The following is a 17347-nucleotide window of genomic DNA, read 5'->3' on the forward strand; positions in this document are numbered from 1 at the left end:
AGGAGAGCGGCTGATTTCGCGGTAGTTTTGGCCATAGTTTTTCCTGTCGTTTATGCGCTTTCTTTACTGTTTTTTGGCCGTTTCCCTGACGGTTGTGTCTTCTATTTTTGGTCAATCGTACCCATCTTATTTTGCCCTTAACTCGAATAGTCCCGTGTGCGACGGGCAAACATTTAATTTCTCGGCGGCTTATACAGTCCCTCCATCCGGCACCCAGGTAAGTTTCCGATGGTCTGGCCCCAACGGACTAATCAACACGAGCGGTAATGCTTTAACGGTTCCTGCATCGGCAACTTCGACAGGTGTCTACTCAGTAACCATGACATTTACGGGCACGACTCAAGGTTCAGTGACTGCCTCAAAAACAGCTAGTCTTGGTACATCCAAACCAATGGCCCTTGTTTATGATGGTCAATACACGTACCCAAGTCGCTCAATTTGTGGTCCTACCAGTTTATCACTTGTCGCTTACCCGGATGAAGCCTATAGCGGGAATCAGGCAACTTATTTCTGGACAGGGCCTAATGGATTCACCAGTACCGAGCGTAATCCAGTCGTGTCGCAAGGGGCCACAGGACTGTATATACTCGAAGCCACTTATCCCAACAATTGTGGTGTTGGTAGGGACACAGTACGTATCTATGACACCTCACTCTTTGTTTATACTTCAGCCTCTTCGATAGGACCAAATCCTCAGATAGTTGGTTCTATTTGTCTGGGTGAGAGTATAGCAATACAGGCGATAACCTCCCTTCCAACAGGCACCTCCGCTACGTATCAATGGAGTGGGCCCAATGGGTTTACCAGTACAGCTCAAAGCTTCACGCTGGCCAATGCCACAACCAGCATGCAGGGCAGTTACACTGTAACAGCTACCTTTTCCGGCAATTGTACGGGTACGGCTACAGCAACGCAATTAATTAATGTTGGCTCACCATCCCTTTTTGCCTACAGTTCAGAACCGAATAGCTCGGGAGGCAGCTCCGTCAATACATTCTGTCCAGGCAGCGGCTTTCGAGTGGCTGTTTCAAGCGGTGGCGCCCCCACGAGTTACCAATGGAGTGGCCCCAACGGTTTCACCAGCCAGGCATCAAGTGTTACGTTTACCAATGCCACCTCAGCCATGACAGGCGCTTATAGCGTTACAGCTACGTTTTCTGGTGGATGCTCCAATACAGCTACCGCTCAGGTGACGATTGGCTTGCCTACTGCCTCCATAACAGCCTATGCCGCTGAAACCAACTCGCCAGGAAGCAGTTTTTGTCCTGGCACAGCAATCCGGATGGAGGCCTTTACACTTAACTCCACAAATGCTACGTATCAGTGGAGTGGCCCCAATGGATTTACCAGTTCAACCAAGAGCTTTACGCTTACCAGCGTAACTCCAGCCATGGCCGGAATCTATAGTGTTACCGTTACGTTATCAGGTAGTTGTACAAGCCCAATAATAGCCTCACAAACCATATCGGTTGGCACACCCTCCCTCTTTGTGTACAGCACCGACATAACTGGTTTGAGTGGTAACTCATTTAATACCTATTGCCCTGGCAGTAGTTTCCGACTTGTTGCATCCTCTTCTGCAGCAGGTATTAGTTACCAATGGAGTGGCCCCAACGGTTTCACCAGCCAGGCATCAAGTGTTACGTTTACCAATGCCACCTCAGCCATGACAGGTACTTACAGCGTAACGGCCACCTTTCCCGGAGGTTGCTCCAATATTGCCACCGCACAGGTAACGATTGGTAATGCTACAGTAGCGATAGGCAGTTATAATCTGGAAAATAACCAGCCAGCCCTTGCATTCTGTCCGGGGAATACCGTTCGGATGGCAATCCTTTCTTCCCCTCCCCCCTCTACTTCTTATCAGTGGCGTGGCCCGAATGGATTCACAAGTAATGCCGAAAGCTTTACGCTAACCAATGTAATACCCAGTATGGCTGGCACTTATAGTGTTACGGCCACGACGCCAACAGGCTGTTTGGCAACCGGCTCCCGAACCATAGCGATAGGTCCGCCATCGGTTTTTATATCAAGCGGCACATACGCCTGCGAAGGCGGCCAGCTTTCCTTAGAAGCTAGTCCAACTATTAATTACACGATTATAAACGTATACGCTACGTATCAGTGGAGTGGGCCCAACGGTTTCACCAGTTCAGCTAAGAGCTTTACCTTAACGAACGTAACACCCGCTTCAGCTGGTCTCTACAGCGTAACCGCAACGTTTTCAGGCGGATGCAGCGGTACGGTTACGGCAAGTAAGCAGATTCGACTTAGGAAACCGTCATTGAGTGTATTTAGCCAATCAACCGATCAGTCTATTCGGGGTGAATCGTACTGTCCAGGTACATCATTTGAGGTTTATCCACTTTTCTTCCAAAATCCAACCGATTTCCCCTCCAATCGATCCGCTGTTTCCTACCAATGGAGTGGCCCCAACGGTTTTACCAGCACAGAACAAAAGCCAACAATACCAACGGCTACATCATTAGCGTCAGGACTCTATAGTCTGACAGCAACCGCAACAGGGGAATGCAGTGGCGTATATACCGCCACACGAGAAATCAACGTCGGCTCCCCGTTTAGCTATGTCTCAGCTAGTCCAATCAGTGGCATTGCTCAAAACGAGACGTATTGTCCGGGCGCCAGTGTTCGAATAGCCGCGTCGAATAATCCGGCCAATGCTAACGTGGTTTCCTATCAATGGCGTGGCCCGAATGGTTTTACCAGTTCCGCTTCCAGTTTCACGCTTGATCATGTTTCAGCGGCAACCGCTGGCGTTTATAGTCTAACAACAATTTATGGCGGGAATTGCGCAGGAAAGCGCGTTAGTTTTGCGAACATCAAGGCCGAAACGCCACCCGTGTACATAGGCGTTTACCCAGTTATTGGTGGTGGTAGCGGAGGCCCTACGAATCCTCCCCCGCTGTGTCAGGGCAACGGTTATACCCTTAGCCCTAGTTGGTCTCCTTATAATACCGACTCGCTGGGCCTCAACACTACGTATGAATGGACATTACCAGACGGCTCCGTATCAAACGCTACGTCGCTATCCATCACCAACGCCAGTCAGGCCAATGCAGGGCGCTATATATTAACAACAACCCTGGGTGGCGTTTGTGCATCCGGCATATCCCGCGATACGGTTGACTTGGTCGTGGGAATTCCTGCTCCACGAGTCTGGTCCAGCAATTTATTCATAACGAACGGAGGCTCTACAACGTTGTTTGCGGATGAATGTGCCGGGCCTACAGTCCGATGGTCGGATGGACAGACGGGGCGTTCCATTGTCGTCAGTCCTGCTCAAACGACTCTTTATACGGCAACCTGTGAAAATTCGGAAGGATGCCTAAGCCCTCCATCAGCCTCCCTGACTGTTCGAGTGAGCAACCAGCCCGAAGCTGACCTTAGTCTACACATAGCGGTTAGTAACCGCACTCCCGTGTTGGGACAGCCCGTTTCGGTAACACTATCGGTAAAAAATGCCAGCAAACAGGAGGCCCGTAACATACAGCTTGAAAGTCGATTACCTAATTTCTTAGCGGTAGTTGATGGTGGAAATTTCCAGAACAATAGCGGGGTACTAACGACTACCTTGTCCAGCATCCCAGCCAGTGGTAGTGTCAATCAAACGATTCAGCTCGTTGCTACCTCTGAAGGTGTTTTTCGGTTGTCGGCTCAGATCATGGCCTCCGATAACCCCGATCCCGATTCGTATCCGGGAAGTGGTACTAATGACGGGCAGGACGATATGAGCTGGGTCGATCTTCGAACTACGAAATCGGGCATGTTGATCAATACGTCTCCGGAGCCTAACCCTGCCGTTCTACCCAATCCGACTACGGAAAAAATCGTTTTGCCATTTGATAAGGTTGATCTAAGTCTTAATCTGTCCGCCAGCAACGTAGCACCAACCCTAAACGAAGTAATTACGATAACGGTACAACTTGGTAACTACGACGATCGGCGCTTACTAAGCCCTGAAGTAACCTGCCAGTTGCCCTCCGGTTTGACCTTTGTGAGCGGCACAAATTTCGTAGCGGACGGCCAGACTATTGTGCTGACCGGTGGTCGCTACTACGAGTGTTGGCCACAATCGTTCAGTTTTCAGGCACGGGTTACGGGAGCTGTAGACGAACCGGTTAAAGCCCGAATCACCTACTGCGACTGGGAGGATGTCGATTCTGACCCAGGCAACGGCTTTGATACGGGCGAAGATGATACGGCTCAGATAAGCTTACGAGTTCGATAAACGTTGATCAAATACGCCGTACATTACGGCCAGTTAATTCAAATAAATTATGGACAATCGAAAATTTCCGATAGGCCCATTTGTCTGTCAGGACACCTATTCAAGGGACGAACTCGCCAAACTCATCGCTACAATCGAAACAAGTCCGGCAACGTACCGGCAAGTTGTTGAAAAACTATCGCCAGACGAACTAGCCAGAACGTATCGCGAAGGAAGCTGGAGTGTTCAGCAATTGGTACACCACGTAGCTGATATTCAGTTGCTGCATTTTTTCCGTATGAAGAAAGCACTGACAGAACCCGATTATGAAACCGTTACGCTCATCAACATGGACGGCTGGGCCGCAACTCCCGATGCGAATCAGGCCCCTATTGAGGATTCATTAGTTTTATTCGAAGGAGTGACCCAACGCTACGTTCGGTTAGGAAAATCCCTTACTGACGACCAGTTGGCCATTCGTTATTATCATCCCGTTCGGCAACGTAACTATACCCAGGCGCAGGCATTGGCTATGTCGGCCTGGCACGTACAGCATCATCTGGCCCATATCCGACTTGCGCTGGAATAATTCGGTACGTAGCCAATTAATCAGCGGCTCAATAGCCTGAAAAGGGAACTAGTCCGTACTACATACGGTGTCTAGTTCCCTTTTTTCATGATACGTTTGTTAGGTAGTATTTTATTCGTGTGTTGCATGACTCAATCCAATGCGCAAGGTCAGCCAGGCCACTCTCCGGATTCCATTGCCTATTACCGAAAACAACTACAATCCCATCATCAGCTCAGGGTGTCGGCTCACCGGGGCTCATCTGACCTGGCCCCGGAAAATACGCTCGCTACGTATCGCCGGGCACTGGCCATGCAGGTTGACTATATCGAAATCGATGTACGAACAACAAACGACGGAAAACTTGTTATTCTGCACGACGGTACGGTAAACCGGACAACCAACGGAACCGGCCCCGTGCGAAACCTGGCGCTGGCCGACGTCAAGAAACTGTCGGCCGGGAAGGGATTTAGCGGGACTTTCGCCCACGAATTAATTCCAACACTAGAGGAGGTCTGTCAACTGCTGGCCGACTGGAACGTCAATCATCCGGTTGCGTCCAATTTATACATCGACTGTAAAGACGTAGCGCCCGAACCGTTGGTTGCTACGCTAACGCACTACGGCTTGTTAACGAATGCTGTATTTTATGGCAGTGATACGTATCTAGCTGCCTTACAGAAGGTGGCTCCATCGGCAAGGCTTATGCCCGCTTTACAGAAGGCCGACGATATAGCCAACAAAATCCGTACGCTGCATCCATACGCGTTTGATGTAAACTATTCAGCGCTGAATGAGTCGCTTATCCAGCGGATTCATCAGCAGGGTATCCAGGTTTTCAGCGATTTGCTGGATACACTCGATCAACCTGTTCACTACAAACGGGCCGCCCGCATGGGTGTCGATGTGATTCAAACCGATCACGTCATGTCGGTCTACCGGACGCTCAGCACACAGAACTAATTATCTCCCAAACGATTCTCCTCTATGAGCCGGTTACTCTATACCCTCTTTTGCTCGCTAGTTGTCCTCGCCACAAAAGCCCAGACTCACAAAGAATACCCACCGTCGGTCTACCCTGATCGGGTTATTCTTGGCTGGCAGGGTAATCCATCTACGTCACAATCGGTCAACTGGCGCACCGACTCCACCGTGACGAGTGCCATTGGGGCCATTGCCGAAGCCGATCCATCACCCGATTTTGTCAGCAAGGCCAGTATGGTCCAGGCAACCACTGAACGCGTTGTACTGGATGGCAAAACCGTACATTACCACTCGGTGCACTTTACGAATCTGAAACCAGCCACCCAATATAGTTATCGCGTAGGCGATGGTACGCACTGGACCGAGTGGTTTCATTTTAAAACCGCAAAGGATCAACCGGCTCCTTTTTCATTCCTGTATTTTGGCGACGCTCAGAACGACATTCGTTCACTGTGGTCGCGGGCCATTCGTGGTGCTTATTCGACCATGCCAACCGCCAATCTGATCATTCACGCGGGCGACCTGATCACGACGTCAAACGCGGACTGGCAATGGGCTGAATGGTTTGAAGCGGGTGGCTGGATCAACGGTATGGTGCCAACGCTGGCCACGCCGGGCAATCATGAATACGCCAAAAATGCCCAGGGAAAGCCCAGACTATCCAACCACTGGCGTCCTTCATTCGTACTGCCCGAAAATGGACCAAAAGGATTGGAAGAAACGGCTTACTCCCTCGATTACCAGGGAACGCGATTTATTTCGTTGAATTCGCAGGCCGCTTTGCTGGATTCTGCTATATTGAATGCGCAAGCGGTATGGCTTGAAAAAACGCTCAGCAACAACCCCAACCGATGGACGGTCATTACGCACCACCATCCGATTTACTCAACAGCGAAAGGACGGAATAATGACGAATGGCAGGATAAAATGGAACCGATTTATAAAAAATTCAATGTCGATCTGGTCCTGCAGGGCCACGACCATACGTATGGTCGTGGATTAAATATGCCCGTGGGCAAGAGTCGTAAACACCCAGACGGGCCGATCTATGTCGTATCGGTCAGTGGACCAAAAATGTACGATATTGGCCTACAGGACTGGATGGACCGGGCGGCATCCAACACCCAATTGTATCAGACCGTAACGATCAACGGCGACAAGCTAACGTATCAGGCTTACACCGTAACGGGCGAGAAATATGACTCGTTCGACCTGATCAAAAACAGCAAAGGCAAGAATACGCTGATTGATCAGGCTCCTCTGCTGGCTCCCGAGCGCCTTGAGTTACCCGCCGATTACCAGAAACGGTATAAACCAGAGCAAATGCAGGAATACCGGAATCGCTTCCAGGAATACAAAGCCCGCAAACAGGCACAAAACGAATAACAACCCTGACTAGATGCAGACACCACTACTCTCAACTACAACGACGGGGGCCGATCCTGCTGTAGCACAGCCAGCTCCCATCAAACGGCTACTCTCGCTCGATACCCTGCGCGGTTTCGATATGTTCTGGATTATGGGTGGCGAGGAGATTTTTCAGGCCCTGGTCAAAACAACCAGTTGGTCCTGGGCTGTTGTGCTGGCCGATCAGTTTACACATCCCAAGTGGAATGGCTTCCGGGCCTACGACCTCATTTTTCCGCTGTTTCTGTTTATGGCGGGGGTTTCTACTCCATTTTCGGTCGGCTCCCGTATCGATAAAGGACATGACAAAACCCAGATTGCCCGCAAAATCATCGCACGTGGCCTTATTCTGGTTATTCTTGGCATCATTTACAACAATGGACTTTTTGTCAAAGCCTTTGAAGACACACGTTTCCCCAGTGTGCTAGGCCGAATCGGTCTGGCGGGCATGTTTGCTCAGCTGATTTACCTCTATACCCGTCCCCGTGGTCAATACATCTGGTTCGTGGGGTTGTTGCTAGGCTATTGGGCCGCCATGATGCTGATTCCCGTACCGGGTTGTGGAGCGGGTGTTTTAACCATGGAGTGCAATCTGGCCAGCTATATCGATCGCCAACTGGTGCCTGGCCATCTTTATAAAACCATCCACGACCCCGAGGGGCTATTTTCTACGATACCAGCTATCTGTAATGCCCTGCTTGGCATATTTGCCGGTACGTATCTACGAACGCAGCACAAACCGGGCAATAAAAAAGCGCTGCAGCTGCTTGGTGTAGGCGTTACGTTCGTGGTGCTGGGCTGGTTATGGAACTTCGTTTTCCCGGTTAACAAAAACCTGTGGACCAGCTCGTTCGTACTGGTTACCGGCGGACTAAGCCTGACGCTGCTCGCTACGTTCTATTGGATCATCGACGTAAAAGGATTTAAAGGCTGGACGTTCTTCTTCACCATTATTGGTATGAATTCCATTCTGATTTATCTGGCGGGCGAATTCATTGATTTTGGTTATGCAGGCCGGTTCTTCTTCGGTGGACTGCTCCATCTATCCTCGTCCGAAGCGGTGCATGAAGTGGGAGCCGTATTGGCCATGTTGGCGGCTAAATGGGCATTCCTGTATTTCCTCTATAAAAAGAAGACGTTTTTACGCGTTTGATACCCAACGTACTGAACGATCAACTCTGACAACGTTCAGTACGTTGGGTAGTTCTGTGGAAAGGGACGGTGCTGATTCGCCATATTCATAGTAACTCTTTCAACTCGGCTGACACATATTGGCCCCCTCGGTCGGAATGGATAATCAGGCCTGTAACCGGTTGACGCCACTGCAAAGCACGACGCAAGGGAAGGATAACCAGTTCGTCTTCCATAGTTTTACCTACCTGCCAACCGACCACTTTTCGCGAGTAAAGATCCATCCAAGTAGCCAGGTAGGTCCGTTCGCCATTGACCAGTGGCAGGTACGTAATGTCGCTGACCTAGACCAAATTAGGGGCTTGAGGTAGAGGCTGACTTAACAAAAAAATGGGCCAATATCCTCTGGCATGAGTGCTTTTAGTTGTAAGAGACGGTCGGCCGCTGCCGCACAAACGATTTGGGTTGAATAGCTTGTAGATCAGGTGCTTTCATCAACGCTCGTACTTGATGGCGTCCGATCAAATACCTTTCTGCTGTAACTCACTCGTAATCCGTCGACTGCCATAGCATCGTCTATGCTCAGCAAAGACCTGTTCCACTACGCGTTGGCAGGTTGTTTTCTCTGGCGTTAGTTGATAGCTGTCGCCCCGCAGATACCGATAATAGGCGGAACGACTCACCCCGATCACCAAACATAGTGTTTCAACGGCAAACTCATTGGCTAGTTATTGAATTAGCTCGTACCGTAATTGAAGGTTTGTCGCGGTTCCCCGCCGGGCCTGATAATGCTCAACGCTTTTTTTAAGATCTCGCGCTCAGTTTCCAACTGGCTGATCCGTTTTAGCAGCTGCTTGTTCTCAATCATCACATCAGAAGCCTAGCTCAAAAAGTGTTTTTTTTCTTCACTTGTACTGCACTGCTTCCAACGGTCTGCCGTCGCGGTTATAGATCAGCACTTCACTAATACCCAGTGTCTGAGCTACGTAAATCACGCTTTTCCCATTCGCAATCATTTTCAGCACATCAGTTTTGAAGGCTGTATCGTATTTGCGACGTTTAAGAGCTTTGTTTTTTGGCTGCATGTTCTTGCAAGTTAAGCAAGTTCAGTGTGCCGATTTATTAAACCATCTCAAACAACCACCTTATCTACCTATCAGTTTTTTCCAATCATATTGGGCTTTGGAGGCCGTGTTGCGTTTAGACAATTCTCTCAGCATTGCATGCAATTTAGTTTGAGGCAACCATTGGCCATTCACAAAGACACCCGAAATTTTCCGAGTATTGGCTACATCTTCTAGGGGATTGGCATTCAGCAAAACTAGGTCCGCTACTTTTCCGACTTCAATCGTACCTACTTCGCTAGCCATACCTAACCAAGTGGCTGATAAACGAGTCGTCGAAACTAATACTTCCTCAGGAGTCAATCCGGCTTTGGCTAACAGGGCTAGTTCATCATGCAACGAAAAACCCCAAACCACGCCCGAAACCCCCGCATCCGTACCGGCCACTATCGGAACACCAATCTCCTTGAAAGAACGTACTAATTGAAAATGAAACTGAACTAACTTATCAAAATAATCGACTCGTTCCGGGCTAGCGTTTTTGTTATAGCTATTAGCTGTTAGCCATTTACTTTGTAGCAAGGGGGGCACATATTGGAGCGTAGATAGGGCTTTTAGACTATCTAAAGACCGCACCTGCTCGGCAATACGAACGCTAGCAATCAAGGTAGGCGACAACCAGGTGCCGTTTTGTTTAGCTAGCTGAGCAAATCGCTGAGCCTCCTGTTCACTGAAATCCTTAGCGTGCTTTGAAAATTCTTCGGCATGGGCTACCATATCAAAATGAGGGATAAAGGCTTGCTCTAGTTTTCCTTGAAATGCGTTAGGGATGTGGCCAATTGTCTTTAGGCCCAGTTTATTAGCTTCATCAATGATGGCTACAAACGTTTCAACATTCAGTTGCGAATAGAGTTTGATGAATTCATAGCCTTCGTTTTTGGCATCCTGAACAGCTTGACGCCCTTCTTCCGCCGTATTCGCCGTTCGACCAGGTCCCACGCCCCCATTAATCAACGCAGCCATCGCTATACGAGGCCCAATTACGTAGCCTTTCTGAATCTCTTTTCGTTGGCAAAAGGCTTCCATGTTGGCATTCAGGTTAACGATTGTTGTCACGCCATTGGCAACATAAGGGGTCATCAGATCTTGGGTATTGAAGGTCACACTAGGTGGCTGGGTTGGCATACCCGGACGAAGCGATAAATCGGTTGGTGGATGGACATGCACATCAATAAGACCGGGAATAAGCCATTTATCGGTTCCATCAATGATGATCGCGTCCTTTTGTACCGCGCCGCTGAGTGATTCTATACGCCCGTTTCTGACGATTACGGTAGTATGATACAAAACTTTATTAGGTGAAGTCATGGCAATGACATTCACGTTTTTAATAATGAACGGGTGTTGTTGAACAGCCTGTTTAGGCGGATAACTAATCGGCAACATAGCAACTGCGTGGGACATGCAGGCCAGGAAAAGAGTTACCAGAAAAAAAAATGAAAGAAAGTTATTGCGCATAGCTGATAGCGTGCTGAATAGTCGAGACTTGTACTAATCCCAATAATAATGCCATTACCCTACAGCTCTTATCGTCAGCATATTAGACTAACTGTTATTTGTCCGAAATCGTACCCTAAGTGTCCGTTATCTAACTAGCCCCGTTTTACCGTAGAGACTGATTCTTATTTGGCAGCAAACGTTTGTTGTCTTTATCTCATTAATTGCTTCCAAATGAGAGGAGGTAGTATCTATAATTCGCGGGTAGTAATGACCTCATCAAAATGTCCGATTTGTCCAATTTATACCGATGTCATAAGACCAATTTTGTGGCACCATTTAATGACAAATCACATGAAACTCAATCATATCAATATTGTCGTCACCGACATTCCTGCGGCAATCAACTTGTTTGAAAAGCACTTTGGGTTTATCTGTATTCAGAATCGGAAAGATGTTATTGCGGTTTTAACTAATTCCGATGAATTTGCTTTAGTACTCTGGTCGTCAAAACTCAATAAGGACCACACCGCTCGCTATCCTGAAAATTTCCATATTGGTTTTTATCAACCTGATCGTGAATCGGTAGTGGCAATCTATGATAAGCTTCAGAGGGAAGAGGTAGTCTTTGAGAGTGAGCCCAGGAAAATAAGAAATACGTTTGGTTTCTATTTTCACGTGGGTAGCCTGATGATTGAAATTAGCGTTATTCCTGCTTCATTCGAATAAGTAGCAATCACAGTTTGCGTTTACACTGACCTCAAAACTGAGCCTAGTGTAGGAATCCATCACAAGCACTTACTGCCAGAGGTAATGTTGGCTCTTTCAAGCAAAATTACTCCTTGGCGTAGTGGCCTAATTGGACAAACCGGACAGCTCGTTGTTGATAGAGTTGCTTAGGCGTACTGTCGGTATGCTTTTTAATCTGGCGGATAAAATGGGATTGATCGTAGTAATTCTCCTGCGGGTAAAAATTACCTTCACTAATCTGTGGTAAAGACGAAAAAAAGCGGAGCTGTTCTAAGTACTCTTTCAGCGGTAAGCCAAACGTAGTGCTGAAATACCGATTGATCTGTCGAGCAGCCCAACCCGTTTCAAGAGCTAAGGAATGGACGGAAATAGCCCCCTTGGTGGTGTAGACGATATTCAAAAGCGTTCGTTTTCTTGGGTCAACTGTCATTGAATTGATTTGTGCATATAAATATGCATTCAGTGAATCAACAAAGACAGTCAGTGGCGTTTCAGCTTGCAGCTTGACACCCCCAAAACTGGTGGGCAGTTCCTGGATCGAATTGGTTGGGAGCGCGGTTTTCAGGAGGTACTCAACGGCTAAGAGTTTAAATCGAATACCGAATAAGACGGCCCCTGCCGGAATGGTGATATTGACGATATGAGTGGCAAGGCCGAACAAATGCGTTTGGGATGGTTTACCCGGCAAGATGGCAATGATCAATTCGATACCCGCATCGGGCATAACGGAGTAGTGGCATTCGGATACAGAGTTATTTTGCGTCTTCCAAAACGTAAAGATGAAGTCATTCAGTGGCTCGCTGGGAGGTTGCTGGTAATACTTGATGGCCATAAATGCTAGTTGGGTTGGGTTGCTTCATTCATCTCTTTGAGGGCTATTCTACTACAAAACCGTAATGGCGTAATAAACTCCCGCACGGCCAGATCTGCAACAGTCGTTTCTAGCTTGTTACTCTATGATATTTCGGCTCAACGAACACTCCCTCCTGAGACGTGGGAGTGTATATAATTCGGGCGTTTTTTTATCAGTATTCAACTCTTTAGAAAAGTACAAGTTAAGAAGCGTTGAAGATAAGAGTGACTGTAGTTCCTACATTGACCTTGCTTTGTATGTCGATCTTTCCCTGTTGTGCGGCCATTAGCTCATGGCTCAGCTTAAGGCCCAGGCCACTACCTTTTTCTCCCATTGTACCCTTGCGGCTGTTATAGTTTAAAAAAAGAGTATTCAGCTGAGCCTCTGTCATACCGATGCCATTATCCTGAATCTGAAGAATTAATTCGTCCTTTTCTATTCTGGATGATAGACTGATGGCTCCATGAACGGGAGTAAATTTGATTGCATTCGTAAGAATATTTCGGATAACAATCTCGGTCAAATTTCCATCAGCCAATACATAATCTTCCTCGACAGAAACGTTTACAGAAATAGATTTATAGTGAATTACGTGGCTTGACAACTCAAGAATATGCTCGACGGCTTCCAGTATATTTACTTTCTGAATTCTTGGTTTTATCCCCCCCATCTGGTTGATGGACCAGTTTAATAAATTATCTAAGGTATTACTAACTACACCAACTTGTACTTCCAAATTGGAAAATGTCTCAACTACTCTTTCCGGGTTTTTAGTCCTGTTTATACTTCCCAGAAAAGTTTGTAGGCTGACTACCGGGCTACGTAAATCATGACTAATTATGCCAAAAAGCTTGTTCTGCATATCATTTAACTTTTTCAATTCAATAGACTGTCCTTTTATTTTCCTTGTTTGAACAACTACAAAAAGAATAATAAAAACCAAAGAAATAATAATTAAGACCGAGAGCCATTGAATTTTTTTAGACTGCTCCAGACTTTCTCCTCTATATTGATTTTCCAGCTTTTGCAAATGAATTTGCTGAGTTAAACTATCCTCCTTCGTTTGAGTCTCAAATTGTACCTGACTGGCAGCTAACTCAAAGATGCGCTGATTTGCGTTGATACTATCTTTAAGAGCAGCTAACTTTTTGGAGGCTACCAAAGCTTCATGAAGGTTACCTTCGTGTTCTGACAAATCTATTTTAATTTTCAATAATTCGATGCTCAAATAAGAGGATATTTTTGTTTTTGATTCTAGCTCAAATTCGTTAGCAAAAGCTATACTTTTTAAGTAATCTTGTTTAGCTTGTTTATATTGATGCTCATGCAGATATGCATCAGATAGATAAGCAAAAAAAATAGACTTATCAAGCCTAGACATGCCTGACATAATTTCGGGCTTTTCCTGGACCTCACTGCCTACTCCAATCGCTTTCGAAAAAAAGCCGAATTTTACGAAAGTCATAATTATCGCTAAATGAGTAAAATAATTATAGGTTGTTGATTCCGCTCTGATTTTATCGAGCTCTCGTAAGTTACTATCAGCTTCTGCAAAATTTTTAAAAAAGAAATTAGTCTCAAGTTTTGTATGGACTATGTCAGGAGAATGGATATTAAGACTTTTGCCTTTATCGAATAAAGACATTTGCTTTTTTAAGAGTAAATATCCAAGGGAATCATTACCATTCAACTGGTAGAAATTAACTAAATGGCTGTAATTGGCAACTTCGTGACGTAGTAAATTGTGCTTATTTGCAAAGTGAATATTTTCATATATTTTCCGTAAAGCATCAGCAAGATCTAGCTTATTATTACTCCCTAGCGCTTTGTCTGAATAAAGCGTAGCTAAATGATAGTCAATGGTTGCAATTTGCCTTATCTGCTTATTTTTCAGTGCCCAGTATCTAGCTTTGTTAAAATAGTTTAAGGCTAATTCCGGCTGTTCTTTATTATTAAAAAATCGCCCACATAGTTTATAGAATTCTGCATGATAAGTTGTATTTTTAGTTCTTTTTACCAATTCTAGTCCTTGATTGATATATAATAAACAGCTATCCTTCTTAAGCGAGGTCTTATAGAATTGAATTAGCTTAATGCAGGCAGCTAAACGAGCGGTATCACTTTTTGCGTTATCGAATTGATATTTTAATGACGGAGATGCATAACTCGCAATAATAGGACAGCTTAGCAATATTATTAAAAAAAATAATGCCGACTTGAGACTCATAATTTACTAGTTTACCGTAAAAGAGGATTAAAGTGAAATACGCTAAAGAGCAGTAATTGTCAAACAAGTAGATTTCGTATTGCACATATTCATAAATTGCTATACTACATTGAAATAACTCAGCACGGCTTGTACCAAGCTATTTCAATGTAATATGATCTCATTAAAGCGCCCAACTGAGACGCACCAATGCTCATCATTCTGCTTTTCAAACAGGGCGTTTCATATCTAGGAAATACAAAGATAATTCCTATACAAAACGTCTCAATGGTAAATTCTAAGAAGGTTAGAAAGGCGTCCGAACCAAACCAATTTATAGGCAACATCACTTTATCATAAGAAGCGAAGAACTGGATGGTACCGTTGATAAACAGATTAGCTAATTCAGGGTACATCCAAATCAGAACTTACAGCTTGCTTCAAAATCGCATCCCGCAAATGGTCTTCGTGTTCATCGGCCCATTGCCCTAATGCGGCAATCAAAGGGATTAACGTCTTCCCAAATTCGGTAAGGCTGTATTCTACTTTGGGTGGTACAACCGCATAAATTTTTCTCCTAACCAGTTCGTGTTCTTCCAATTCTTTCAACTGAATATTCAAAACCCTGCGTGATGCATCCGGTATTTTACGTTGCAACTCACTGGGTCTTTTATAGCCCTCGTTAATAAACCAAAGCAAACGTATTTTCCATTTGCCGTACAGTACTTCACCGATTAGATCAAGGCCACAAGTTAAGTTCGGTATTGTTTTTCTCTCGTACATATTGCAAACTTAAACGTATGTTCCATTTTGTGCAATAGGGGAAAAATTTATCCCTATATGAATCGTAATACCGTACTTGTCTAAACTTCTTTTACACGCCAATTTTGCCCTATAGTTAATTCTCAAAAGTAGGGTAATAAAATGGACCAGTTTAATTTCAACAATGAGTTATCAGGCAAAATTGCCTTGGTAACAGGAGGTACAAAAGGAGCCGGAAGAGCCATTGCAGAAAGGCTTTTACTAGCAGGGGCAACGGTTATTATTACCGCAAGAAACGCACCGGAAACTGAAAACCACCATCTGCATTTTATCTCCGCCGATCTCAGCAAAGCAGAAGGCACCAAGAAAGTAATCAGCGAGGTGTTATCAACGTATGGGAGACTAGACATCCTGGTCAACAACCTCGGTGGATCATCTACACCTGCTGGCGGTTTTGTCGCTTCAACGGATGACGATTGGGAATCGACGCTACAGGCTAACCTGCTGGCTCCTGTCCGACTGGACAGAGGATTTCTGCCACAGATGATCAATCGAAAAAGTGGTGTCATCATTCATATCGCTTCGATCCAGGGCATATTACCGCTTTACGATTCTACGTTGCCGTATGCAGCTGCCAAAGCCGGATTGAGAAACTACAGTAAAAGTTTATCGAACGAAGTTACTCCTAAGGGTATCCGGGTGCTGACTGTTTCGCCAGGATGGATTAATACAACAGCATCAAAAGCGTGGCTGGGCGAAATTGCCAGAAACGCGAACAGTACTGTAGAAGAAGCGCAACAAGGTGTAATGGATGCCTTGGGTGGTATACCTTATGGCAGGCCTGCCGAATCGGAAGAAGTTGCTGAGTTAGTAGGTTTTCTTGTTTCACCAAGAGCCAGTTATTTAACAGGGACCGAATTTGTAATCGATGGCGGTACGGTACCAACAATTTAATAATCTTTAAAATTTAAACGAATGAACTTACCGAAAGTAATAGCCGATTTAGCGATAGCACAAAATAACTTTGATAGTGTCGCGTACGCCAATTGTTTTTCTGAAACCGCCGTAGTTTTCGATGAGGGAAAAACCCACCATGGACGAAAAGAAATACAGGATTGGATTACCGATTCCAATGAGCGATACCAGGCGACAATGCAGCCCGTTAGCTTTGAAGAAAAAGAAACGGAAAGTCTTTTAAAGGCGGAAACTTCAGGGAATTTTCCCGGAAGCCCTATTCTACTGAGTTATCATTTAGAAATAGCGGATGAATTAATACAGTCATTGAAAATTACAGGATAAATAGGGTTGACTACTTTAAACCATTCTCACAGGAACGACTACTTTTAGCCGTTCCTTTTTTCGCTCATATTAAAAAAAGGTAGCTAAAGGATGTCATATTTTGTGGCTATAAAAACCAGGCAATCCGAAGAGGCTTTGCTCAAAAACGATCTTGATGATACATCGGATCGGCCAACTTTTCAGAAAGGCTCAACAGCCAGGAAATCGGATCGTTTTCGGAGAGGACCCGCCAGTGATGCCCTACTAAAACAGTCTATAACTGACAAAAAAGGCACTATTCTGATTGTAGACATCAGCGGCTAATCCAGTTTGTACAACAAGCCGATAATACCGCAGGCGCTTGTGTGATAGCAAGCCTATTAGGCGCCATTATCAGGAATAATACACTTGATTTTCACATTTCAGAAATAGAAGGTGATGCCATTTTATTTTATAAATACGGGACAGCTCTACCGGTAACGGCGGTGCTATTGCAGTTTGAGCAGAGCATTTAACGAGCAAATTGGGCGACTAAAGATCAATTGTCCTCAGGTAGCGATGTTATCGATAAAAAATGGTCACCCCACTCACCTACCTATGCGCTAGTTACCCAACAATA

Annotated in this window: 17 protein-coding genes; 10 read left to right on the forward strand and 7 right to left on the reverse strand. The window is 45.7% G+C overall.

Annotation, left to right across the window (positions count from 1 at the left end; genetic code table 11):
- Nucleotides 1-52 precede the first annotated feature (52 nt).
- From GK108_RS20810 to GK108_RS20830, 5 genes are all read left to right on the forward strand, one after another.
- Entirely contained in the window at nucleotides 53-4249 is a 4197-nt protein-coding gene (locus GK108_RS20810) for a DUF11 domain-containing protein (protein ID WP_163952692.1), read from the forward strand.
- A 49-nt stretch (nucleotides 4250-4298) separates the two neighbouring features.
- Nucleotides 4299-4817, forward strand: coding sequence for a YfiT family bacillithiol transferase (locus tag GK108_RS20815; RefSeq protein ID WP_163952694.1), 519 nt, complete (start codon nucleotides 4299-4301; stop codon nucleotides 4815-4817).
- Between the two features lie 87 nt (nucleotides 4818-4904).
- Nucleotides 4905-5759, forward strand: coding sequence for a glycerophosphodiester phosphodiesterase (locus tag GK108_RS20820; RefSeq protein WP_163952696.1), 855 nt, complete (start codon nucleotides 4905-4907; stop codon nucleotides 5757-5759).
- A gap of 24 nt (nucleotides 5760-5783) precedes the next feature.
- Nucleotides 5784-7166 carry a purple acid phosphatase family protein gene (locus GK108_RS20825; RefSeq protein ID WP_163952698.1) on the forward strand — a complete coding sequence of 461 codons (1383 nt, stop codon included), beginning with the start codon at nucleotides 5784-5786 and terminating at the stop codon, nucleotides 7164-7166.
- Between the two features lie 13 nt (nucleotides 7167-7179).
- Nucleotides 7180-8340: an acyltransferase family protein gene (locus tag GK108_RS20830; protein ID WP_163952700.1), complete on the forward strand. Its 1161-nt coding sequence runs from the start codon at nucleotides 7180-7182 to the stop codon at nucleotides 8338-8340.
- An 85-nt stretch (nucleotides 8341-8425) separates the two neighbouring features.
- Here the strand turns inward: GK108_RS20830 and GK108_RS20835 are convergent, their stop codons facing one another.
- The 4 genes from GK108_RS20835 to GK108_RS20845 form a co-directional block, all read right to left on the reverse strand.
- Nucleotides 8426-8653 (reverse strand): DDE-type integrase/transposase/recombinase, encoded by a 228-nt coding sequence (locus GK108_RS20835; RefSeq protein WP_163952735.1) that lies wholly within the window; start codon nucleotides 8651-8653, stop codon nucleotides 8426-8428.
- Between the two features lie 186 nt (nucleotides 8654-8839).
- Nucleotides 8840-9010, reverse strand: a complete 171-nt coding sequence (locus GK108_RS31565) for an IS3 family transposase (protein WP_394366285.1) — start codon at nucleotides 9008-9010, stop codon at nucleotides 8840-8842.
- Between the two features lie 213 nt (nucleotides 9011-9223).
- Nucleotides 9224-9403, reverse strand: coding sequence for a transposase (locus GK108_RS20840; RefSeq protein ID WP_163952702.1), 180 nt, complete (start codon nucleotides 9401-9403; stop codon nucleotides 9224-9226).
- A 60-nt stretch (nucleotides 9404-9463) separates the two neighbouring features.
- Nucleotides 9464-10900, reverse strand: a complete 1437-nt coding sequence (locus GK108_RS20845; RefSeq protein WP_163952704.1) for an amidohydrolase family protein — start codon at nucleotides 10898-10900, stop codon at nucleotides 9464-9466.
- A gap of 333 nt (nucleotides 10901-11233) precedes the next feature.
- On the opposite strand from GK108_RS20845, the gene GK108_RS20850 reads away from it, so the two are divergent.
- Nucleotides 11234-11608: a VOC family protein gene (locus tag GK108_RS20850; protein WP_163952706.1), complete on the forward strand. Its 375-nt coding sequence runs from the start codon at nucleotides 11234-11236 to the stop codon at nucleotides 11606-11608.
- Between the two features lie 106 nt (nucleotides 11609-11714).
- On the opposite strand, the gene GK108_RS20855 is transcribed toward GK108_RS20850, so the two are convergent.
- From GK108_RS20855 to GK108_RS20865, 3 genes are all read right to left on the reverse strand, one after another.
- The gene (locus GK108_RS20855; protein WP_163952707.1) at nucleotides 11715-12461 is read right to left on the reverse strand and encodes a helix-turn-helix domain-containing protein; all 747 of its coding nucleotides are present in this window, start codon (nucleotides 12459-12461) and stop codon (nucleotides 11715-11717) included.
- 223 nt (nucleotides 12462-12684) lie between these two features.
- The gene (locus GK108_RS20860) at nucleotides 12685-14709 is read right to left on the reverse strand and encodes a sensor histidine kinase (protein WP_163952709.1); all 2025 of its coding nucleotides are present in this window, start codon (nucleotides 14707-14709) and stop codon (nucleotides 12685-12687) included.
- Nucleotides 14710-15093: 384 nt separating this feature from the next.
- Nucleotides 15094-15471, reverse strand: a complete 378-nt coding sequence (locus GK108_RS20865) for a winged helix-turn-helix transcriptional regulator (protein ID WP_163952711.1) — start codon at nucleotides 15469-15471, stop codon at nucleotides 15094-15096.
- A 141-nt stretch (nucleotides 15472-15612) separates the two neighbouring features.
- On the opposite strand from GK108_RS20865, the gene GK108_RS20870 reads away from it, so the two are divergent.
- The 4 genes from GK108_RS20870 (at nucleotide 15613) to GK108_RS31570 (ending at nucleotide 17243) form a co-directional block, all read left to right on the forward strand.
- Nucleotides 15613-16404: an SDR family oxidoreductase gene (locus GK108_RS20870; RefSeq protein ID WP_163952713.1), complete on the forward strand. Its 792-nt coding sequence runs from the start codon at nucleotides 15613-15615 to the stop codon at nucleotides 16402-16404.
- A gap of 21 nt (nucleotides 16405-16425) precedes the next feature.
- A complete protein-coding gene (locus tag GK108_RS20875; protein ID WP_163952715.1) occupies nucleotides 16426-16749 on the forward strand; it encodes a cupin domain-containing protein in 324 nt (107 codons plus the stop codon).
- Between the two features lie 90 nt (nucleotides 16750-16839).
- Nucleotides 16840-17052, forward strand: coding sequence for a hypothetical protein (locus GK108_RS20880; RefSeq protein ID WP_163952717.1), 213 nt, complete (start codon nucleotides 16840-16842; stop codon nucleotides 17050-17052).
- Nucleotides 17053-17093: 41 nt separating this feature from the next.
- A complete protein-coding gene (locus GK108_RS31570; RefSeq protein WP_163952719.1) occupies nucleotides 17094-17243 on the forward strand; it encodes a DUF2652 domain-containing protein in 150 nt (49 codons plus the stop codon).
- The last annotated feature ends 104 nt before the right edge of the window (nucleotides 17244-17347 follow it).

It is taken from the genome of Spirosoma terrae (assembly GCF_010435915.1).
GTDB classification, from domain to species: Bacteria; Bacteroidota; Bacteroidia; order Cytophagales; family Spirosomataceae; genus Spirosoma; species Spirosoma terrae.